Genomic DNA, 15,005 nt, shown 5'->3' with positions numbered 1-15,005 from the left:
GGTGTTAGCGCACCGCTCCCGCCAGCCAGCCCGATAGCTCTCGCAGTTCATTACTCTGCTCCGGGAACGCTTCTCTCAGCCCTTCGCAGGCTTGCTGCAGCACATCTGCACGATACTGACAGCCCTGTAAACGTGCTGCCAGCGCCTCCAGCGGTGCGGGGTTCAGGCTATCGGTAAACACCTGCGTGCGGGTGATAACGCCTTTCTCCACGTCGAAATGCAGCTCTACGCCGCCCCAGGTAAAACGCTCGTCCAGCAGATGGCTGAACGCTGGGGCCTGACCGAAATTCCACTCCCAGCTGCTTTGACGGGCAAACGTCTCGGCAAAATTCGGCAGATCCGGTGCTTTATCCGGAGAGATAATTTCTGCTTCAACCCGCTCGCCGTAGTGACGGAAGAACGCCTCGGTGACGGCTTCGCAGATTTGTTCATGGGTGATATCCGGCAGCAGTTCGACCAGATTTGCTACGCGCCCGCGCACCGAAGTAATCCCTTTAGCCTGAAGCTTTTTCTTATCAGGGTTCAGGTAGTTAGCCAGACGACTAAGATCGGCATTGAGCAGGAGCGTGCCGTGGTGGAAGCCACGGTCGATGGTCTCCCGGTAGGCGGAGCCGGAGACTTTACGGTCGCCTTCCTCGGTTTTTACGATCAGATCGTTACGCCCGGAGGCTTCAGCCGTAATGCCCAGCGAATTCAGCGCCTCGAGCACAATGGCCGTGGAGATTGTTTTATCGTACTCGGGCTTGCCGGCCATAAAGGTAAAGCAGGTGTTGCCGAGGTCGTGAAACACCGCGCCGCCGCCGCTGCTGCGGCGAGCCAGACGGACGTTGTCCTCTTCCATGCGCCGGGTGTTGCACTCTTTCCACGGGTTCTGCGCACGGCCAATGACGACCGTATCGGCGTTACGCCACAGGAACAGCACCCGCTGTGTGGCGGGCATCTGGCGAAAAATACACTCCTCGACGGCGAGGTTGAACCACGGGTCGTGAGAATCTGAAAGCAGCAGGCGCAGCGTTGACATGACGATTTCCTTTTCTGATTAATCTTTATCTTCGTCCTGCACCGGCTTGTTGGCGGTAAGCAGGAACGGCGACTGCTGCCAGCGGGTGCGTTTGCCGCGCAGCAGCGTGCGGGCGAGCACTACGCCGATAGCCAGCGACAGCAGTAGCATCAGGCGAAGAATGTTGGTGGTGTTATCCACCTGACGGGATTCGGTGGCGATGGTGTGGGTATCCAGCGTCAGGCGCAGGTAGCCAAGGGGGCCGTTTTTCCCCTGAATAGGCTCAACGATTTGCTGATTGAAGTAGCTGCCCGCTTTTTTGCCATCCAGCGCCAGACGGTCGCGGAGATCGACTTGTTCCCCGGCGCGGGCGATCAGGTCACCCTGCTCATCATAGACCCCAGCGTCCAGAATACGGCTTTTGTCGGTTAGCTGTTTCAGCAACTGACCGATCTTTTTCTCGTCCGGCGTTTCGCTTTTCATCATCGGCGCGAGGTTCAGCGAGACCTGAAATGCCAGGGTTCTGGCCAGTTCTTCCAGCTGCGGATTTCGTTGTTTCTGGCTTTGTTGACTGAACCAGGATGCACCCTGCATCAATGCCACCAACAGAGCGAGACAGATCAGGACAATCGCGGTGCGATGCAGTCGAAATTTCAGTTTTGCGCGAACCATATTCCACCTTTGAAAATTTACAGCTTAATGTTGCCAGAAGCGCTGGTTACAAGGTAGCCTCATGCGTTATTTTCCTGGGCTTAATATAGTGAAGATTGGAGCTGTAATGCCAAACAGTTTGACCTGGTGCGATCTGTCAGAAGATGTCTCCCAGTGGCCTGGGTTGCCGCTTTCCCTGAGCGGTGATGAGGTCATGCCGCTGGATTACCACGCCGGTCGCAGCGGTTGGCTGCTGTATGGCCGCGGGTTGAATAAAGCGAGCCTCACCACCTATCAGCGTAAGCTGGGGGCGGCGATGGTGATTGTGGCGGCCTGGTGCGTTGAAGACTATCAGGTTATTCGTCTGGCGGGGTCACTAACGCCACGCGCCACGCGCCTGGCCCACGATGCGGGTCTGGACGTTGCCCCGCTGGGTAAAATCCCGCATCTGCGTACGCCGGGTCTGCTGGTGATGGATATGGACTCCACGGCGATCCAGATTGAGTGCATAGACGAAATCGCCAAGCTGGCCGGTACCGGTGAACTGGTGTCGGAAGTAACCGAACGCGCGATGCGCGGCGAGCTCGATTTCAGCGCCAGCCTGCGCCAGCGTGTCGCTACGCTGAAAGATGCCGATGCCGACATTCTGCGTCAGGTGCGCGAGACGCTGCCGCTGATGCCGGGGCTGACTCAGCTGGTGCTCAAGCTTGAAGCGCTGGGCTGGAAGGTGGCGATTGCCTCCGGCGGTTTCACCTTCTTCGCCGATCACCTGCGCGATAAGCTGCGCTTAACCGCAGCGGTTGCCAATGAGCTGGGTATTCGCGACGGCAAGCTGACCGGTGAAGTCGTTGGTGATATCGTCGACGCGCAGTATAAGGCGAAAACCCTGCTGCAACTGGCTGAGAAACATGAAATTCCCCACGCCCAAACGGTGGCGATTGGCGACGGTGCCAACGACCTGCCGATGATCAAGAAAGCCGGGCTGGGGATTGCGTATCATGCCAAACCAAAAGTGAACGAACAGACGGAAGTCACTATCCGTCATGCCGATTTGATGGGGGTGTTCTGCATTCTCTCCGGCAGCATGAATCAGAAATAAAGAGGTTAACGTGGCGAAAGCTCCTAAACGCGCATTTGTGTGTAATGAGTGCGGTGCGGATTACCCGCGCTGGCAGGGGCAATGCAGCGCCTGCCATGCCTGGAATACCATCACCGAAGTGCGCGTTGCGGCTTCCCCTACGGTCGCACGTAACGAGCGCCTGAGCGGCTATGCGGGTAATGCTGGCATCGCAAAGGTGCAAAAACTGTCGGACATCAGCCTGGAAGAGCTGCCGCGCTTTTCCACCGGCTTTAAAGAGTTTGACCGTGTACTGGGCGGCGGCGTCGTGCCCGGTAGCGCCATTCTGATTGGTGGTAACCCAGGGGCGGGGAAATCCACCTTGCTGCTGCAAACGCTGTGCAAACTGGCTGAACAGATGAAAACGCTGTACGTCACCGGTGAAGAGTCGTTACAGCAGGTTGCGATGCGCGCACACCGTCTGGGCCTTCCCACGGCTAACCTGAATATGCTTTCGGAAACCAGCATCGAGCAGATTTGCCAGATTGCGGAAGAAGAACAGCCGAAGCTGATGGTTATCGACTCCATCCAGGTGATGCACATGGCGGATATTCAGTCTTCGCCGGGTAGTGTGGCGCAGGTGCGCGAAACCGCAGCCTACCTCACGCGCTTTGCAAAAACGCGCGGCGTGGCGATTGTCATGGTTGGACATGTGACCAAAGACGGTTCGCTAGCGGGGCCAAAGGTCCTCGAACACTGTATCGACTGCTCGGTACTGCTCGACGGTGACGCTGATTCGCGCTTCCGTACGCTACGCAGCCATAAGAACCGTTTTGGTGCGGTGAACGAACTGGGCGTGTTCGCGATGACCGAGCAGGGGCTGCGTGAAGTGAGCAACCCTTCCGCCATCTTCCTGAGTCGCGGTGATGAAGTGACCTCCGGCAGTTCGGTAATGGTGGTATGGGAAGGTACGCGACCGCTGTTGGTCGAGATCCAGGCGCTGGTGGATCACTCTATGATGAGCAACCCACGCCGCGTTGCCGTTGGCCTTGAGCAGAACCGTCTGGCGATTCTGCTGGCGGTGCTGCACCGTCACGGCGGGCTACAGATGGCGGACCAGGATGTGTTTGTGAACGTGGTGGGCGGCGTGAAGGTGACCGAAACCAGCGCCGACCTGGCGCTGCTGATGGCGATGGTCTCCAGCCTGCGCGACAGGCCGCTGCCGCAGGATCTGGTGGTCTTTGGTGAAGTGGGGTTGGCTGGTGAAATTCGTCCGGTACCTAGCGGGCAGGAGCGTATTTCGGAAGCCGCTAAGCACGGTTTCCGTCGTGCTATCGTGCCGGCGGCAAACGTGCCAAAGAAAATACCAGAAGGCATGAAGGTATTTGGTGTTAAGAAACTTGCCGATGCGCTGAACGTTTTTGACGAACTATAATGTCCGATCCCGGCGGCATACTGCGTCGCCGGTCTCTTTCCCCGGATAGTACCGTGAGTACATCCGGGTTTTTTGTATAATGGGTAGATGGTTTACCCCAATTCAGCAGGAGGCTCTTGTGTCGTCGTTCGACTATCTTAAAACCGCAATTCGTCAGAAAGGCTGTACGTTGCAGCAGGTCGCAGACGCTAGCGGCATGACCAAGGGTTATTTAAGCCAGCTTCTCAACGCCAAAATTAAGAGCCCTAGCGCGCAAAAACTCGAGGCGTTGCACCGCTTTCTCGGGCTGGAGTTTCCGCGTCAGCAGAAAAATATCGGCGTGGTGTTCGGGAAATTTTATCCGCTGCATACTGGCCATATCTACCTGATCCAGCGCGCCTGTAGCCAGGTTGATGAACTGCATATCATTATGGGCTATGACGACACACGTGACCGCGCGCTGTTTGAAGATAGCGCCATGTCGCAGCAGCCTACCGTATCTGACCGTCTGCGTTGGCTGTTGCAAACCTTTAAATACCAAAAGAACATTCGCATTCATGCCTTTAACGAAGAGGGCATGGAACCGTACCCGCACGGCTGGGACGTGTGGAGCGCGGGCATAAAATCGTTTATGGAAGAAAAGGGCATCGAGCCCAACTGGATTTACTCCTCTGAAGAAGCCGATGCGCCGCAGTATCTCGAGCATCTCGGGATTGAAACGGTACTGATTGACCCGAAACGGACTTTCATGAGCATCAGCGGGGCGCAGATTCGTGAGAACCCATTCCGCTACTGGGATTACATCCCAACGGAAGTAAAGCCGTTCTTCGTGCGTACGGTGGCGATTCTCGGCGGTGAGTCCAGCGGTAAGTCGACGCTGGTGAACAAGCTGGCGAACATCTTCAACACCACCAGTGCCTGGGAATATGGGCGAGACTACGTCTTCTCGCATCTGGGGGGCGACGAGATGGCGCTACAGTATTCCGACTACGACAAAATTGCCCTTGGGCACGCTCAGTACATCGATTTTGCGGTGAAGTATGCCAACAAGGTCGCGTTTATCGACACCGATTTTGTCAGCACCCAGGCATTTTGTAAGAAGTATGAAGGCCGTGAGCATCCATTTGTGCAGGCGCTGATCGATGAATATCGTTTCGACCTGGTTATCCTTCTGGAAAACAACACGCCGTGGGTTGCTGATGGTTTGCGTAGCCTCGGCAGTTCGGTTGATCGCAAGGAGTTTCAGAACTTGCTGGTCTCCATGCTAGAAAAGAACAATATCGAATTCGTGCATGTTGAAGAATCCGACTACGATTCCCGGTTCCTGCGCTGCGTGGAGCTGGTTAAAGATCTTATGGGCGATTAAACCTTCGGCACGGTGCCTGCGTGGTGCCGTGCTGCTACATAATTACGATTAATGTTTTTGTCGGTTGTCATCACTCCGAAAATATAATAAGAAAATTTGTTTTTATTTTATTGCTGTTGCTTTAAATGATGGTTTTATAAAATCGTATTTCTTATCTTCTTATTACCCCTAATAACGCCATGATTAAAAAGAAAAACATTTCATTTTATTTATACTGAATAGATCTTTAAGTTTAATTAAATGAGATGCTGCTGGTTATTATGATCATTAAAAGCTAAATTCCACTCTCCAATTTATATCATTGGAATACATCAAGGGAATGATGTAGCTGTATTTATTTATGGTTTTTATAATTCGCTTTAATTAGTGTTTCACTCTCTATTATTCACTCCCTGAAGATGTCCATCCCCTGAGATTTTTTCAATCGCTATGGTCGCACAAGGCCAGGGCGGTAGCATGCCTGAATGGAAGTTACATCATATGACCAGAAGCGGTATCGATGTCCAACGTGCGGCGGTTTGCGCACTATTTTTACGTGAGATTAAAACACGTTTCGGCAAGTACCGGCTTGGCTACTGCTGGGCCATTCTTGAACCTGCTGCACATATGTTGGTCATGCTTGCGGTATTTGGTTTTGTTATGCACCGCACGATGCCGGATATTTCATTTCCCGTTTTTTTGATAAACGGCATCATCCCCTATTTCCTTTTTAGCCATATTGCTACGCGCTCCATCAGCGCAATCGACGCGAACCAGGGGCTCTTTAACTATCGGCCGGTAAAGCCAATCGATACGATTCTGGCCAGAGCGCTGCTCGAAAGCTTGATATACGGCTGCGTCTATATTGTCCTGATGTGTGTGGTCGGTATTGCCGGTGAGGCGTTTAGCGTAACGCAGCTCATCACCCTGGTGGTGACATGGCTGCTGTTGATTCTCTTTTCCTGCGGGCTGGGCATGGTGTTTATGGTGGTAGGGAAGACGTTTCCGGAAATGGAAAAGTTTCTGCCTATTCTGATAAAACCGCTCTATTTCGTCTCCTGCATCATGTTCCCGCTGCACGCCGTACCGCGTGATTATTGGCCCTATCTTCTTTGGAACCCCATTGTGCATATCGTTGAACTGAGCCGCGAATGTGTGGTGGCGGGTTACGTGAGTCAGGGGGTGAGTCTGCCTTATCTGGCCTTCTGCACGTTGCTTATGTTGTTTGTCGGGCTTGCGCTGTATCGCCTGCGCGAAGAGGCTATGTTGACATCATGATCCGCGTCGAGAATCTCACCAAATCCTATCGTACGCCCCAGGGGCGACACTATGTCTTTAAAAACCTCAATATCGAACTACCGAGCGGAAAAAGCGTGGCGCTCATTGGCCGCAACGGGGCTGGGAAATCGACGCTGTTACGCATGATTGGCGGAATAGATCGACCCGATAGCGGTAGGATCGTTACTAATAGCACCATTTCATGGCCCGTGGGTCTTTCCGGTGGTTTTCAGGGAAGCCTGACTGGACGTGAAAACGTGAAGTTTGTCGCTCGACTGTATGCACAAAAAGGCGAACTGAAAGAGAAGGTCGCTTTTGTCGAAGAGTTTGCCGAGCTAGGGAAATACTTTGATATGCCAATTAAAACCTACTCATCAGGGATGCGCTCGCGACTGGGGTTTGGTTTAAGCATGGCGTTTAAGTTCGATTATTACCTGGTTGATGAGGTTACCGCAGTGGGGGATGCCAGGTTTAAGCAGAAGTGTGCGGATATGTTTAATGCGCGGCATAAAGAGTCGAGTTTTTTAATGGTGTCGCATAGTTTGAGTAATTTGAAAGAGTATTGTGATCTAGCGTTGTATTTTGATAAGAATGGACATGCTCATTTGTTTAACGATATCAATGTCGGTATACAACGTTATAATAATGAAGAGTTAATATAAGATATGTATGAGAAAAATAATGAGGTTCTGACTTGTATTGTACCTATTGATTTAAGAAGAAGGCCAAAAGATATTATATCTAGGGCTTTTAACCTTTCTATGGCAGCTATGAAAGATGATGTAAATATTTCTTTTGGTCTTAATTATTCGAATGATAGATATGAAAACTTATTTATTAAAAAAATGAGCACTTTCCCAAATGTTGTTATTGAATTAGTAAAGTCGAAAAAAGAAGTTAATTTATCTTCACTTAGAAACGCGGCATTCACTAATGTTAGTACAGACGATATAGTTTTATTGGATGTTGATATTTACCCTGATTTTAGTCTTTTCATAAAAGAGATTAAGAATAGGTATTATGAAAATAATAATTTTATAATATACCCTTGTTTGTATTTGAGTAAGTTTGGGAGTAAATCTTTAACAAATAATAAACTTAGCATATCGGATCTGCTGGGGAGATATTTTTTATTTTATCGTGTGTATTTCTTGCATTTAGCTAGCCCATCATCAATTACTTTAATGAAAAGAAGTGCATATAAAGAAATTGGTGGGTTTAATGAGCATTATATAGGGCACGGATATGAAGATTTTGATTTTCTAATACGTCTTTGTAAGTTTTACTCAATATTACCTGAAGATACAGATTCTTTTATCGACAAACCATCAAGGTCACCCTTGTTTGCTATTGGGTATCGACGATTTCTAGGTCGATTATGTTTCTCTAAGTTGTTAAATAAAGAAATACTGCTTCATATGTATCATGATAAACACCAGTGTGAGAATGATAGTTATCATGAACATAAAATGAATAATTTTTCTCTTTTCAAAAGTGAACATTATGTTTTTTTTAAAAATGAAGTTAGTGGAGTTAATGACACGTTGATTTCTGAATTTATCAATTATGTATCGGAGAATAATTGTTCTATTCATGATTATTCTATTTATTTTGAGAATAAACCTGGTCATGTTGATAGATTGGATACATTTAAACGAAGATTGAGGTTTTTATTAAATGGATAAGTTGGATTTTTGTTCCATAAAAAAGATTAATAAACTTATAAAGGATCCAAATCTCTTTTTTTATGATTTATTCAGAAAGAGATTGGGGAATAGAGTCAATGCCTGTAATCAAAAGTTAGAGGTGGCATACAGTGTTGAGCATAGTATAAATTATGATGAAATCGTAAAACATGGTATTGTGAATTATTTTAGATATAATCTCAATGCAGGGTGTTGTGTCAGAAATGAACATGATTATGATAGTGTTATTATATGGAGTGGACACTTAACCTTACTTGTAAATATAGTTAGTGTATTAAAGAAGATGTCATCTATGTCTATGAAAATATACACATTAAATGGCGGTTATCATGTGGAAACGGATGCTGATGTTGATTTTAATATTAGGAAAATAATTTTGGCACTATCAAAACGATCTGATTTTGTGGTTGAGTTATCTAATCAGATTAATGAGAGTTATGTTTTTAATGTTTATCTTTATGATGTAGATTCTGATGGTTTGGCTACTGTGCGTTCAAGATATGTGTTGGCGAAAAAATTTCATGTAGATGAAATGCATATGATCTATAATAAAAATGAACGAGATGGATTCAGCGTTGATGCTGTATATACGTGGGTAAACCAGGCTGACCTTGAATGGCAACGTAAATGGTTAGATACATTCCCTGAAAGTGAGTTTGATCCTGACCGCTTTACGGATAATGATGAATTAAAATATTCTCTTAGGTCAATAAATAAATATGCCAAGTGGATAAATAAAATATATATAGTTTCTAATTGCTCAAAACCCTCTTGGTTGAAAAATAATCCTCGAATAGAATGGGTGTTTCATAATGAAATATATCCGAGTGAAAATATGCTTCCAACATTTAACTCACATTCAATAGAATGTTGCTTGCATAACATTAATAATTTAAGTGAGCATTTTATTTATTTTAATGATGATGTCGTTTTAGGACAGCCGTGTCTTAAATCAGATTTTTTTGACGATATCGGTAGATCTATTTCATATTACGAGTCTTATGGGATGGTTTATGATGGATCTATAAGAGAAAATATTCCAGATTATATGAAGGCATCTATAAATTCATGTCGACTGCTAAAAAAAATTGCTCCGGAGTATAGTGCTAGAAACTTAACAAGGCATGTTCCTCATGCGTTGAAAAAATCTGTGTTACAGCGTATTGATGAATGTTTTAATGTTGATATTAATAGAACAAGACATTCAAAAATAAGGAGCGATACTGATGTTAATTTAACATCTTTTTTATATCATCATTACTCCTTTATAACTAAAGAGTCTGTTTCTGGTGATATTAAAAACATCATTATAAGGCCATCCAATATTAAAAGGATTGTTGATGGGCAAGCATTTTCTCATAAAATAATGTGTTTTAATGATGGCGCAGGCAGTGCGATGAATAAAAATTATAAGGCTGTCACGAAAGATTACCTCAATAGGCGATTCAGTGAGCCTGCCCCGTGGGAAAAAGAAATTCGTGATTAATTTTTATATATTCTGTTATTGTCGAAAGAGATTTTTTTACTCGCTATTTCTTCCGGTGGAAGAATGTTCTTCTTGATATACATATTCTCTTTCCCATAAAATACTGCATTAATTTGCGTCGTTTCCAACAAATACCCACGAAACTTACCCAATAACTTCATATCCGGGCGAAAGCCCGCCGTCCAGAACTGGTGCAGATGTCCCTGATACGTCAACCCTTTCATGTCGTACAGGGCATCGCCCATTACCTTCAGCGATTTATTGTGTATCAGCGCGGACAGACCCGCCGTACTGTTTATCGTCACCACCGCTTTTGCATGCTTCAGCATTTCCGGCATTGGTAAATCGTGCACGTAAAGCACACGATTCTGCACCCCATATTTTTTACTGAGGTGCTTAATCAAGGGGGCATACAAACGGTGGCCGCGATCCATCGGATGGTGTTTAAACACGAGGAATTTTGTCGCTGGCGCTTTGGTTGCGAAAGAGTAAATCACATCATTAATATACTCGCGTACGTCGTTATATGGACTGTGCTGCTGAATCTGGCTGTCGTTGTAGACCTGTAAAATGGCCAGGTAATAACGATTATCCAGCTGGTTTTGCAAGCGCGGGAGCACATGCCGTTCACTGAAGGTATACCAGTATTTACGCCTCCACGCTCGGATCCAGCATCGCATCTCATACCACGGAGAGAACGACTTGTGGTGCCGGTAGTGCGGGAACTGTTTTTGGTGATACCAGCCAATCAGATAATACCAGGTCGCATGCCAATAACGCAGGCGCGTTGAGGGCTTCAGCGATTGAATCATGCGCGGCGGCATCTCCGGCAACTGGCGATAAAAGTCGGGTTCCTGCGGGAGGGAAGAGTAGGCGTTAACGCCGCCCACCTCGAGCGTGATGAAGTGAGGGCGTAGATAGCCTTCTTCAAATGCCAGGAAGCGCAGCCCCTTTGCGTTAGCCCACTGGCGCGCCGCCTGGTGCAAAGGCCGACAATCGCCAAAACACACTAGCGTGTCAAAGGGATAAGTTTGCCAGACCTCTTTTAACCAGTGGGCAAACTGTGCTGGTGTTTGGGTGTAGTGCAGCACGGAACGCTGGCGGCAATAAAAATGGTCACCACCGTTAAAGACAACGTTGACGGCTTCACGCCCTTTGCTTTCCAGCCAACTGGCCAGTTCAGCAAAGAAGGGGCCCATGGGGCCTTGTAAAAGCAAATAGCGCTTACCTGCCAGCAGGTTGTTCATTGCGGTGCTTTCCATGCACCCTCCTGATTCTTATTTAAATTTTACGCGATAAAAATTGATGGCTTTGCGGCCCAGGCGTACCAAGCGGTTGGCTTTTTTCTTTGCCGCCATTTCGGGACGGGTTTGCGTCATCAGCCATGCGGCAGCCGCTTCGACCGTGATGACGCGCTGGTCATGTGGATGGATATAGGTTGGGTAGGCAATAAGGGTCTGGTAGATGAGATCCTGCAGCGTCAACGACCGCTGACGACGAGCGTTGGGGTGTTCATCCACGGTCAGCCCCCACCCGGCGTAGAACGGCTGGCCGTAGCAGTACACCTGCTTACCGTGCAGCAGTGCTTCAAACCCGGATAACGACGTCATGGTGTGGAGTTCATCTGCCTGCTGAATGCACTCGATAATATCGGCATCAAGAGCTACGCAGTCTGCCAGGCGCGACATCTCTTCCTCTGCAATATGCCCGGGACGGTTGCCGGTGAGTACGTCGGGGTGCGGTTTGTAAATAATAAATGCGTCTGGGTGTCGTTCACGTACGGTATGCAGGAGCGCCAGATTGGTATTGATGCTGAGCGTCCCCGTCGCGATCGACGCATCGTTTTCTACCTGACCCGGAACCAGCAGTACGCGTTTATTCCCGGTCGGTGGGCACTGCCAGCGCTTACCGAGGTTATATTTGCTGAGCTTATTTGCCACCAGATGCTGATGAAGCTGCGTCGCTCGCTGATTCTGTTCGACACTCAGGAGGGAATGGCTGAGCAACTGCTCCAGGTCACTGGGACGAGTTGCGTCGTAGTAAATCCCTGTTTTGTCGAGCACTAATGATAGTGGGGCCAAGAGGTCTGAACCAAGGCCTGAGGAACGCAGAAAGCCATCTTCCATTCGCCAGATAGGGAGGTTGCGTTCTGCTGCTTTATGTTTCCAGCGAGTCTCCCCCTTAATTCCCCAAACAATACACGCCGTTGCCGCTTTGCAGTGGCGGGAGAAACTGACCTGATTATCCGCTGTACGCAAAAAAGGCTTCACGATGCTGCTTTTCCAGAGCGTCATGCCCGGTGCCCATAAATGCCCCCGTCGAGCAAGCAGATGGGTCCGATTAAGGTGTAGATACTCCAGCACGTCAAAAAGTGTGGCTCGCTCGCCGGTGTCGGGATCAATATAGCGGGTGTAGCGGAGCCAGGCAGCGCTGACCAGCGCCGTTAGCGGTGCAGAACCACGCCGTGCGGCAAGCGCTGGTGCATCGGGGTGTCGATCGTCCGTTAGTCCCCATCCGGCGTACCAGGGAAGCCCGAAGCAGACGACCTTTTTCCCGGCCATCAGCGCCTCGATGCCGTACTGAGACGTTGCCGTGTAGACCGTGGAGACGTGTTGTAGCAAAGACTGTGGGCTGACATCGTCGACGAACAGCCGGACTTGTGGGTTGGTTGGCAACGTATTGAAATAGCCACGTTTTTTCCCGCTGAGAACGTCGGGGTGGGTTTTGACCAAGATTTCGGCCTGCGGATGTTCGCGACAAGCGCTGGAAAGCATGGTTGAAAACTGCTGCTCGTCTGCCCCCCCCAGTTTTACGGAGATATCGCCAAAGGTCTGCTCGATAACCAGTACGATCTCTTTGCCCGTTAAACGCTCTGAAAAGGGTGGGGCATGGTTATATTTTGAGAGATCGTCATTAACCATCATGGCGATAGCGCGCAGCGCGTCGCCTTCCTGATAGGGATCGGCGGCGGCTATCTGAATCAGTTTTTCCAGCCGACTAGGCGTGCGTGCGTCATAGTAAATGCCCAAATCATCTACCACCATCGCCAGCGGCGGTGCGCCATTTACGCCGAGCCCTAGAGAACGGGTAAAACCATCTTCCAGTCGTAGAATGGGAACGCCGGCCTGCTGAGCCAGCTTGATAGGACGCTGTGCCGAAGGGCGCTCCCCCCACACCGCAATGGCGCGAAGGCGGATTGACGCGAGGTTGCTGTGGGGCGTCAGCTTGATGCCGGGTTCACCGAGAAACGCCTCAAGGTGCGGCGTCTTCCAGATGCCTGATGAATAAATGCCAATCATCCTGATTACATTCTCTATCGCTATGATGAGGTCGCGGCGGCGAGGGAGCCCGCCGTCCTTATAGGGTTTACAGATCCAAAATGACTTTTGCCGCAACGGCCAATTGGTAAAGGATGGTAGAAATGCCGCGTGTGACTTCGATGTTCTTCGATTCATACTTCGGCAGAACCATAATTTCATCGCCCGCTTTGATGGTATCAACATCGTCGGCATTCAACGCTTCGCCATCCTGGCGAATAACGATGATTTTCGACTGCCCGGATTTTTGCGCCAGGCCGCCACATTTTTTAATGTAATCATCGACATCAAGTCTCTCCTGCCAGCTAACTGCGTTGGGAAACAGCACCGAACCGTGTACCATCACCAGCGACGTTTTCTCTGGGATGGTGATGATGTCTCCATCTTCCAGCATTACCGAATCGAGATTACTTCCATTAAGAACGACCTGGCCTTTAGGAACGACGCTGCGGGCTTTGGCCACAAAGCGGCTGACCAGCTGTGCTTCCTGAACGCGCAGACGTGCTTCTTCCTGGGTCGCGGACTGCGAGGAGAGAGACGCTTCCTCTAGCTTTTGCAAGGAGAGGTCGAGCATCTCTTTTTGCCGCAGAGCGACGGACTGGCGATACAGTTGGATGCTGTCCATTCGGGACATGCTGTTGGTTCTGATCTGCGAGAGCACCTGCTTCATCGTGCTGCCATAAGGCAGCACCAGCGCGTGCTCACCGGAATGCGCACCTTCAATACGCACCTGAATTGTGCCCGCATAGCGGTCAGAGCTGATGATCAGCTTGTCGCCATCCTGCAGGCTTCTCCCGGCGGCGCTTCCTAGCGGGTAGTATTCTGTCCGCTTGACCGTACCCTGCTGGCGCACGATGGTGAAGTGGGTGGCGCCTGGTTTAGGACGTGCCCAGCGCAGGGCCTCCTGAACCGGAATCGCGCTTTCCGAAAACTCGAAGTCGTAGCCGTTATAAACGTCGCCCTCAACGCTAAAGGTCTGTTTTCTGGCACCAACCACGATGGTATCGCCGTCGGCAAACTGCGAAAGCGCGAGCGTGCCGTTGAGCAGAAAATCGTACAAATTAACGCGGGTACGCGTGGATTTTCCGCGTTTGATCGCGATATCGACGTAGCTGCCGCGTTCACTGTCCACACCTCCGGCTTTGCTCAGATAGGAGAGCAGTGAGTCAGACGCTACGCCGCCGTAAAGTCCTGGATTTTTGACATACCCCGTGACAAAGACTTTTACCGGCTGAGCTTGCAACAAAGAGGCGTATACGTTGACGTTAGATTGGTACACCTCTTTCACTTTAGCGGTGACCAGACTGTTGAGCTGGCTGTTGGCGACCCCGGTAACTTTAAGCGGACCAATATTCGGCACGAAAATGTTGCCTTTAGGATCGACCGTCAGCGCGCCGTCGAAAGCAAACGCGCCCCAGAGGCGAACCTGCACGGTATCACCAAGACCAATGACGTAGTTCGGGTTAAAGCCGATGCTGGCCCCGCTATCCGCTGAAATGCCGGTAAAGAGTTGGGCACCGAACATCCGGCTGTCGGTGGGTAACCGCGGCGGCTGCGGGGTGTTATCAAAACCACTGGCGTCGGCAGCGCTACCATTTTGCGGTGTCAGCACCGAAGGGAGCGGGGCCGCGCCGGTGAGTTCAGGGTCTGCCGTCACGCCAACGGCAAAAGAGGAGCCCGATTGCAGTAACAGAGATAAGAAAATGAGTGTAGCTCGTTTCATAGAGAATCCGATTCAGTATTGGCGTTAG

At 49.6% G+C, this 15,005-nt stretch carries 12 protein-coding genes; 7 read left to right on the top strand and 5 right to left on the bottom strand.

Annotation, left to right across the window (positions count from 1 at the left end; translation table 11 throughout):
• Window positions 1-4: 4 nt before the first annotated feature.
• Complete coding sequence (gene lplA / locus V6944_RS12715; RefSeq protein ID WP_333499219.1) at window positions 5-1,021, bottom strand: lipoate--protein ligase LplA; 1,017 nt, start codon at window positions 1,019-1,021, stop codon at window positions 5-7.
• Between the two features lie 18 nt (window positions 1,022-1,039).
• On the bottom strand, window positions 1,040-1,672 hold the full coding sequence (locus tag V6944_RS12710) for a YtjB family periplasmic protein (protein WP_333496063.1): 633 nt from the start codon (window positions 1,670-1,672) through the stop codon (window positions 1,040-1,042).
• A gap of 106 nt (window positions 1,673-1,778) precedes the next feature.
• On the opposite strand from V6944_RS12710, the gene serB reads away from it, so the two are divergent.
• From serB to V6944_RS12675, 7 genes are all read left to right on the top strand, one after another.
• Window positions 1,779-2,750 (top strand): phosphoserine phosphatase, encoded by a 972-nt coding sequence (serB, locus tag V6944_RS12705; protein WP_333499218.1) that lies wholly within the window; start codon window positions 1,779-1,781, stop codon window positions 2,748-2,750.
• Window positions 2,751-2,760: 10 nt separating this feature from the next.
• Window positions 2,761-4,143: a DNA repair protein RadA gene (gene radA / locus V6944_RS12700; RefSeq protein WP_333499217.1), complete on the top strand. Its 1,383-nt coding sequence runs from the start codon at window positions 2,761-2,763 to the stop codon at window positions 4,141-4,143.
• 118 nt (window positions 4,144-4,261) lie between these two features.
• Entirely contained in the window at window positions 4,262-5,488 is a 1,227-nt protein-coding gene (nadR, locus tag V6944_RS12695; protein ID WP_333499216.1) for a multifunctional transcriptional regulator/nicotinamide-nucleotide adenylyltransferase/ribosylnicotinamide kinase NadR, read from the top strand.
• Window positions 5,489-5,968: 480 nt separating this feature from the next.
• Complete coding sequence (locus V6944_RS12690) at window positions 5,969-6,745, top strand: ABC transporter permease (protein WP_333499238.1); 777 nt, start codon at window positions 5,969-5,971, stop codon at window positions 6,743-6,745.
• Complete coding sequence (locus V6944_RS12685; protein WP_333499215.1) at window positions 6,742-7,407, top strand: ABC transporter ATP-binding protein; 666 nt, start codon at window positions 6,742-6,744, stop codon at window positions 7,405-7,407. The genes V6944_RS12690 and V6944_RS12685 overlap by 4 nt, the downstream gene beginning before the upstream one ends.
• Before the next feature lie 3 nt (window positions 7,408-7,410).
• Window positions 7,411-8,430 carry a galactosyltransferase-related protein gene (locus V6944_RS12680; RefSeq protein ID WP_333499214.1) on the top strand — a complete coding sequence of 340 codons (1,020 nt, stop codon included), beginning with the start codon at window positions 7,411-7,413 and terminating at the stop codon, window positions 8,428-8,430.
• Window positions 8,423-9,937, top strand: a complete 1,515-nt coding sequence (locus V6944_RS12675; RefSeq protein WP_333499213.1) for a stealth conserved region 3 domain-containing protein — start codon at window positions 8,423-8,425, stop codon at window positions 9,935-9,937. Before V6944_RS12680 ends, V6944_RS12675 begins: the two co-directional genes overlap by 8 nt.
• On the opposite strand, the gene V6944_RS12670 is transcribed toward V6944_RS12675, so the two are convergent.
• From V6944_RS12670 to V6944_RS12660, 3 genes are all read right to left on the bottom strand, one after another.
• Complete coding sequence (locus tag V6944_RS12670; protein WP_333499212.1) at window positions 9,934-11,199, bottom strand: capsule biosynthesis protein; 1,266 nt, start codon at window positions 11,197-11,199, stop codon at window positions 9,934-9,936. The genes V6944_RS12675 and V6944_RS12670 overlap by 4 nt on opposite strands.
• Before the next feature lie 15 nt (window positions 11,200-11,214).
• A complete protein-coding gene (locus tag V6944_RS12665; protein WP_333499211.1) occupies window positions 11,215-13,236 on the bottom strand; it encodes a capsular polysaccharide biosynthesis protein in 2,022 nt (673 codons plus the stop codon).
• Window positions 13,237-13,303: 67 nt separating this feature from the next.
• Window positions 13,304-14,977 (bottom strand): polysaccharide biosynthesis/export family protein, encoded by a 1,674-nt coding sequence (locus V6944_RS12660; RefSeq protein ID WP_333499210.1) that lies wholly within the window; start codon window positions 14,975-14,977, stop codon window positions 13,304-13,306.
• Window positions 14,978-15,005 lie beyond the last annotated feature (28 nt).

The sequence above is a fragment of the Kluyvera sp. CHPC 1.2972 genome, assembly GCF_036759925.1.
Classification (GTDB): domain Bacteria; phylum Pseudomonadota; class Gammaproteobacteria; order Enterobacterales; family Enterobacteriaceae; genus Kluyvera.
Note: the sequence above shows the minus strand (reverse complement) of the source record. Positions and strands in the feature narration are given on the sequence as shown.

What these genes read in the sequence shown, in the direction of transcription:
- lplA (WP_333499219.1), bottom strand. Translation starts at nt 1,021, where the DNA reads ATGTCAACGCTGCGCCTGCTGCTTTCAGATTCTCACGACCCGTGGTTC.
- V6944_RS12710 (WP_333496063.1), bottom strand. Translation starts at nt 1,672, where the DNA reads ATGGTTCGCGCAAAACTGAAATTTCGACTGCATCGCACCGCGATTGTC.
- serB (WP_333499218.1), top strand. Translation starts at nt 1,779, where the DNA reads ATGCCAAACAGTTTGACCTGGTGCGATCTGTCAGAAGATGTCTCCCAG.
- V6944_RS12690 (WP_333499238.1), top strand. Translation starts at nt 5,969, where the DNA reads ATGACCAGAAGCGGTATCGATGTCCAACGTGCGGCGGTTTGCGCACTA.
- V6944_RS12685 (WP_333499215.1), top strand. Translation starts at nt 6,742, where the DNA reads ATGATCCGCGTCGAGAATCTCACCAAATCCTATCGTACGCCCCAGGGG.
- V6944_RS12680 (WP_333499214.1), top strand. Translation starts at nt 7,411, where the DNA reads ATGTATGAGAAAAATAATGAGGTTCTGACTTGTATTGTACCTATTGAT.
- V6944_RS12675 (WP_333499213.1), top strand. Translation starts at nt 8,423, where the DNA reads ATGGATAAGTTGGATTTTTGTTCCATAAAAAAGATTAATAAACTTATA.
- V6944_RS12670 (WP_333499212.1), bottom strand. Translation starts at nt 11,199, where the DNA reads ATGGAAAGCACCGCAATGAACAACCTGCTGGCAGGTAAGCGCTATTTG.
- V6944_RS12665 (WP_333499211.1), bottom strand. Translation starts at nt 13,236, where the DNA reads ATGATTGGCATTTATTCATCAGGCATCTGGAAGACGCCGCACCTTGAG.
- V6944_RS12660 (WP_333499210.1), bottom strand. Translation starts at nt 14,977, where the DNA reads ATGAAACGAGCTACACTCATTTTCTTATCTCTGTTACTGCAATCGGGC.